The organism is Desulfobacula sp., assembly GCF_021107415.1.
In genome coordinates this window covers 1-6,503 of the sequence record NZ_JAIOSW010000077.1, presented here as the reverse complement: position 1 = coordinate 6,503, position 6,503 = coordinate 1, and the positions used below count along the sequence as shown (strand labels likewise).

4 protein-coding genes are annotated in these 6,503 nt (G+C 42.8%); 3 read left to right on the top strand and 1 reads right to left on the bottom strand.

Features of this window, described 5'->3' with window-relative positions; all coding sequences use genetic code 11:
- Window positions 1–84 precede the first annotated feature (84 nt).
- Together K8S13_RS04020 and K8S13_RS04015 are read left to right on the top strand one after the other, a co-directional pair.
- Entirely contained in the window at window positions 85–1,653 is a 1,569-nt protein-coding gene (locus K8S13_RS04020; protein WP_291460639.1) for a glutamate synthase-related protein, read from the top strand.
- Window positions 1,654–1,667: 14 nt separating this feature from the next.
- Window positions 1,668–4,280 (top strand): hypothetical protein, encoded by a 2,613-nt coding sequence (locus tag K8S13_RS04015; protein ID WP_291460637.1) that lies wholly within the window; start codon window positions 1,668–1,670, stop codon window positions 4,278–4,280.
- A gap of 246 nt (window positions 4,281–4,526) precedes the next feature.
- Here the strand turns inward: K8S13_RS04015 and K8S13_RS04010 are convergent, their stop codons facing one another.
- Window positions 4,527–4,703 (bottom strand): hypothetical protein, encoded by a 177-nt coding sequence (locus tag K8S13_RS04010; protein ID WP_291460636.1) that lies wholly within the window; start codon window positions 4,701–4,703, stop codon window positions 4,527–4,529.
- Between the two features lie 247 nt (window positions 4,704–4,950).
- Between K8S13_RS04010 and K8S13_RS04005 the strand changes: the two genes are divergently transcribed.
- Window positions 4,951–6,111: a nitrate/nitrite transporter gene (locus K8S13_RS04005; protein WP_291460635.1), complete on the top strand. Its 1,161-nt coding sequence runs from the start codon at window positions 4,951–4,953 to the stop codon at window positions 6,109–6,111.
- Window positions 6,112–6,503 lie beyond the last annotated feature (392 nt).

Genomic DNA, 6,503 nt, shown 5'->3' with positions numbered 1-6,503 from the left:
TCCATGTGGTTTGAGGATCTTGAAAAAGAGAGTTTTGCACCGATTTTTGGTGAACGAAAAGTATCTATAGATGTGGGATAATTTATGAACCCGATTAGAGATCAGATAAAACATCAATTGCCCGAAACCAGAGTAACTCCATCACGGTTTCGCAATACCATCGGCAAATATATCATTAAAAGGAATTCTAACTGCGTCTCCTGCGGGAAATGTGCAGAGCTCTGCCCATACGGGGTTCACATCATGCCTGCCAATCATGCTTCACCCTTGAGGCCTGTTGAACACAACTGCATCGGGTTTGACTGTAAGAAAACCGACCATTACTGCATTGAACACTGTCCGGAAGACGCCCTGGTCCTTAAAGAGAATCCTTTGCTGGACACCATGGGAGACTACCGCTGGCCATCTGAAATGCTGATAGGCCATTTTGCCATGGCAGAAACAGGAGAGGCGCCCCATGTGGACCTTGAGTATAATCTCGGCAACTCAGGCGGCGGGTTTGACAAGATGCGGTTTGTTGAGCCAGACCCCGGTCTGGCTACTGATTTGGCTTTAGGCATCAGTGATGAAGAGATTGACACCAGCATTGACTTGAATAAAACAGGAGACGACCGTCCTCAAAAAACCATTTCCCTTCCCTGTTACGGCGGCGGAATGTCCTATGGATCAACCGCCTTATCCGTTATTATCGGGCGGGCAAGGGCTGCCAAGAGGCTCAATTCTCTCACCTGTACCGGTGAAGGGGGATATCCGCGGCAGTTCCTTCCCTATAAAGAGCATGTCATTACCCAGGTGGCCACGGGTCTTTTCGGTGTAAGAGAAGAAACCATCCAGCACTGTCCGATTATGGAATTTAAATATGCCCAGGGTGCAAAACCAGGGTTAGGCGGCCATCTTCTGGGAGAAAAAGTCACCGAAGCTGTTGCCAAAATGAGGGAAACCGTTGTGGGAAGCTCTCTTTTCTCACCCTTCCCTTTCCACTCTGTCTATTCGGTTGAAGACCATAAAAAACATGTGGACTGGATGAAAGAGATCAACCACAATGTTTTATGCTCAATAAAAGTGTCCACCCCCACGGATGTGGACATGGTTGCCGTAGGCGTCTATTACGCCGGTGGCCATATCATTCATATTGACGGCAGTTACGGCGGTACGGGCGCAGCGCCGGACATTGCCAAAAAAAATATTGCCATGCCCATTGAATATGCCATTCCAAAGGTTCACAGATTTCTTGTGGAAGAAGGGGCCAGGGACAAGATCTGTCTCATCGCCAGCGGCGGCATCAGGAACGCCCTTGATGTGGCAAAAGCCATTGCTCTCGGTGCAGACGGGTGTGTTATCGGAACAGCTGATCTTGTGGCAGTTGAATGTGTCAGGTGCGGAAATTGCGAGAGCGGACGGGGATGTGCCAGGGGAATAGCTACCACAGATCCGGAACTGGGAAACATGATCGACGAAGCGTATGTGGAACAGCGTCTTGTCAATATGTATATGGCCTGGCGCAAACAATGGTGCGATATCCTAAGAACCTATGGATTAAAAAGCATTAAAGAACTCAGGGGCCGTTCAGATCTTCTGGTGCACCTTGATTATCTGGATGAAAGCGACAGAAAAAAATACCAGCCCGCACCCGAATACAAAATGGTTTTATAATAAGGATTTAAATAATGACGAATACAAATAAAATCATACAAAACATACTGACTTCAAGAAAGCGTCTGCCACACACCAAAACACCGGTAAACAAATCCAATGAAGAGGGTGGCTGCGGAGTCACCGGATTCATGGCCAATATTCCCATTGCAGGACGTCATATTTACGAACCCTCGGTTCAGATGCATAACAGGGGTAACGGCAAAGGCGGCGGCATCGCGGCTGTCGGTTTAAGTGCAAGCGACCTTGGAATCCCTAAAGATGTGCTTGAAGACCATTACCTTTTACAGGTGGCGTATCTGGATGAAGACGTCATCCTTAAGGTCGAGTCTACGAATATTAATCCCCTGTTTGATATCTATAAATCTGAAAAAATTCCCACGATTGATGATTACACCTCCATTGGCCTTGAAGTCAAACCGCCGGATGTGTGGCGGTATTTTGTAAGGGTGCGCCCTGATGTGCTTGAAAAATTTATCCGGTACAATCATTTATATAAAATGGACAAAAAAAAGGCGGAAGATGAGTTTGTATCCCAAAATTCCTTCCGGCTGAACCAGACCTATTATGCTTCCCTTGGGGAAAAACAGGCTTTTGTATTGTCCCATGCCAGAAACGTGATGATCCTCAAAGTGGTTGGCTATGCAGAGCAGGCTACCCAATATTATTGCCTGGATGATTTCAGGGCCCATGGCTGGATAGCCCACCAGCGGTATCCCACCCGGGGACGGCTCTGGCATCCCGGAGGTGCCCACCCTTTTTCCGGTATGCATGAAGCCCTGGTCCATAATGGAGATTTTGCCAATTACCATGCCGTGTGTGAATATTTAAACCAGCACAATATCTATCCCCAATTCCTGACAGATACGGAAACGTCCGTTCTGCTGCTGGATTTATATAACAGGGTGTTTGAATATCCTCTGGAATATATTATCGAAGCCCTGGCACCGACAACTGAGTATGATTTTGACTGTCTGCCCCCTGAAAAGCAGCAGGTTTACAAATATATCCAGTCCCAGCACATGACAGGCTCCCCCGACGGCCCCTGGTTTTTTATCATTGCCAGAAATGATCCGTATCATGATCTCATGCAATTAATCGGGATCACGGATACTGCCATGCTCAGACCCCAGGTATTTGCCCTCCAGGAAAGAGATGATGTTCAGATCGGTCTTGTCTGCTCTGAAAAACAGGCCATTGATGCTACCTTGCAAAGTATTGCCGCAGAGGATCATAGATTCTGCCCCATTGCCGACAAATACTGGAATGCACGGGGTGGAAGTTCCACAGATGGCGGCGCATTTACCTTTACCATTAAGGATTCCGGAAAAGGAGACGGCTCCAAAAAACTCATTACCCAGAACAAATTTGGTGAAATTGTTCAGACCCCGGAAGGCCAGATTCATTATGACATAACTATTGATCTTTCAGATTCTTTTAAAAAGAATGCCCAGACAAAAAAAATTACTAACTTATTTAATACAAATGACTTACAGGGAATAAAGCAATACTGCTCTTCCCAATTTACGGTGCTTGATTTCCAGGACATCAGGCTTGTATGCGGGACGATAGAAACCCTGGCAGAAGAAAACGATGGTAAAAAAGCCATGGCCATTGACCTGTTAACCCACCTGAATGACCGGATCTTTCCAACAGACAATAAAAAACGCAGTTCTGTCCTCCAGATTATCAGGGAGAGCCTTACGACTATTTTTAAATCATCTCCCAAAATCGGAAATAATTCAAACAGCATGTATGCCTATATTGACCGTGCAGGCCGAAAGGATTTAAGAGGCCCCCAAGGGAATGAAAAAATCCTTGTTGTGAATGCAAAAGAATTTGAACCCGAAGGAAAAAACTGTGATTCAAGAATGATCAATAAAGCCTACCGATTGGGATGGAAACAATATATCTGTTATGGATATAAAGGCCAGAGATTCACAGGCTGCGGGCTTGGTCCTGATTCGGATGATGTTCGATTTGATGTGTACGACAGTTCAGGTGATTATATGGCCTCGGGTATTGACGGCATGGAAATCCATGTCCACGGCAATGCCCAGGATCAGCTCGGACAAATCATGAAGCGCGGCAAATTTGTGGTTCATGGTGATGTGGGACAAACCTTCATGTATGGTGCCAAAGGCGGCGAAGTCTATATTCTGGGCAATGCAGCCGGACGTCCCCTGATCAATGCCACGGGCAAGCCCAGGGTTGTCATCAACGGAACATGCCTTGATTACCTTGCACAATCTTTTATGGCAGGTGATCCCTTGAATGGTGGCGGTTTTGTCATTGTCAATGGTATTACATTTGATGATAATGGCAAGGTGATAGATCTTACCATGCCGTATCCCGGTTCAAACCTGTTCTCGCTGGCTTCCGGCGGTGCCATTTATCTAAGAGATCCTGAATGCAAGGTTGTGGACGAACACTTAAACGGTGGTGTATTTACCGAAGTAACCAAAGCTGACTGGGACCTGATTCTTCCCTATCTTAAGGAAAATGAAAAACTATTTGGCATTTGTATTAAAACCGATCTCTTAACAATTGATGGCGACTGCCTGCCATTCAATAAAGTATACAGGAAAGTAATGCCAAAGTCGGCATTGGAAACCAAAAAAAATTAAAAAATACCAGATTTTATAATTTTCTTTTCTTGAAGATAGCGGGTAGTCATACGCGTTTGCTCAGCAGACCACCTTAAGGATACCATTTGAATTATTGAAACTTTGGGAAGTTATGACTAAGGCAAGTTACCTTGAGTCTATGGGATAGAATTAGATTACGAATTTTTAACACCTGCCATCCTCTGGATAGTATTTGGCAAGTTCAGGCTCAGTACCAGCAAATTTTTTTACAGCTTCTAATGAATCCTATATTGTAACAAGAAGAAAATGGCTTTCCTTCTCCTTATCATTTCGTTGAAAATAAGTTTTTAACAATCCATCAATTGATCCATAGTCCGGTGCAGCCCTTTCAATCATGAATTTTTCATAGTCATCTGATTTTTCAATACTCACTCTACCGTGCCATAATCTCATTATTGCCAAAACAAAACCCCGCTTTATAATATTTCAATCAACTAAATACAATATCTTATGTCTGAACTTCAAGCATATGTGTTCAGATTCCACTTTATACAGGTGTTGAATAAAAGCAACCTCTGCTTGTTATCATAAAAATACGCTTGTTATTGATATCGATAGGTATTAAGCTTATTCTTCAAAAAAAGGCGTTTGGAAAATAAAGATAGATAATAAATACAGTGAATAATTTACAAAAGCGGATCACAGAAGAATGAAATCATTGGTTTTGACACTGTTTTTACTGACAGGCATCTTTTTTTTAAATTTTTCAGTCAGGATAATCCTTGCCCCCCTGATGCCGACTATTTTGACAGATATGAACCTTGCTCCTGATGATGCAGGGTCATTTTTTTTAATAATCGCATCCGGATACTTTATATCCTTGATATTTTCAGGCTTTGTATCTTCAAAATTAAAGCATAAAAAGACAATTCTTCTGGCTGCTGTTACAGCAGGGGTGACTATTATCTGCACAGGATTGAGCCAAAACCTGATCACCATCCGCCTGGGACTTTTTACTGTAGGTCTTGCAACCGGTCTTTATCTACCTTCAGGAATCGCCATGTTGACCTCCTCAACAGACAGTAAAAACTGGGGGAAAGTACTGGGAGTTCATGAAATGGCACCGAATTTAAGTTTTTTACTTATACCTGTGATTTGTGAGGGATTATTGTTATGGGTTTCATGGCGTAGTATTTTTATTATTATTGGGGTGATCAGTATTGGATTCGGTATCGCATTTTATACTTTTTTTACTGCAAAAGATTTTCCGGGTGAAGCTCCCATATTAAGTTCATTAAAACCATTGATTTCAACACCGTCTTTTTGGATGATGATGACTCTTTTCAGCCTTGGTGTAGGAGGAGCATTGGGTGTTTACTCAATGCTGCCTCTTTATCTTGTAAAAGCACACGGAATGATCCAAACCGAGGCAAACACCCTGATTGCCCTATCAAGAATTTTAACACTGGGCATGGCATTATTGGCAGGCTGGTTGACGGATCATATAGGCGAAAAAAAAACATTGGCAGGAGTATTGTGCATTACGGGTATTTTAACCTTTCTTATGGGTTTTTTAACAGGTTTTCCCATGAAGATAATCCTTTTTTTACAACCTTTGTCTGCGGTATGTTTTTTCCCCCCGGCATTTGCCGCTTTATCACAAATTTGCACTCAAGAACATCGCAATGTGGTAATATCTTTTAACATTCCCATTGCATTTTTAGTGGGAGGCGGTGTGGTTCCCAATATCATCGGTATGTTAGGGGAGTCGGGTTATTTTTCAACTGGATTTATATTGTTTGGTGCTTTTATTTTTGCAGGATCAATAATTCCTTTTTACCTGAAATTATTAAAGGATGAAGAGATATAACCAAACGCCTATATTAACAGTTACAAAGAATTATCCTTGTCCAGATTTTTTATCAGTCGATTTGTTTGGGAATATCAAGATTATACTTCAGGGCATGCTAAATCTGAGGACTACACGTTCTCACTACTAAAGCCCTAAAACTGGAATCCGGCAGTTAAGGATAATTGTCCCTGTTGGAAGTATTTGAAACTCGGAATTATTAAAGATACCAACAATATACTTCTATAGAAATGAATCAACATTTAAGTTACAATTAATCCTATGAAACGAAAAATTGAATTACTGGCACCGGGTGGAGATATTGAGTCTATAAAAGCGGCAATTATCGCAGGGACAGATGCTGTATACTGTGGTTTGAATCAATTTAATGCCAGGAACCGGGCCACAAACAT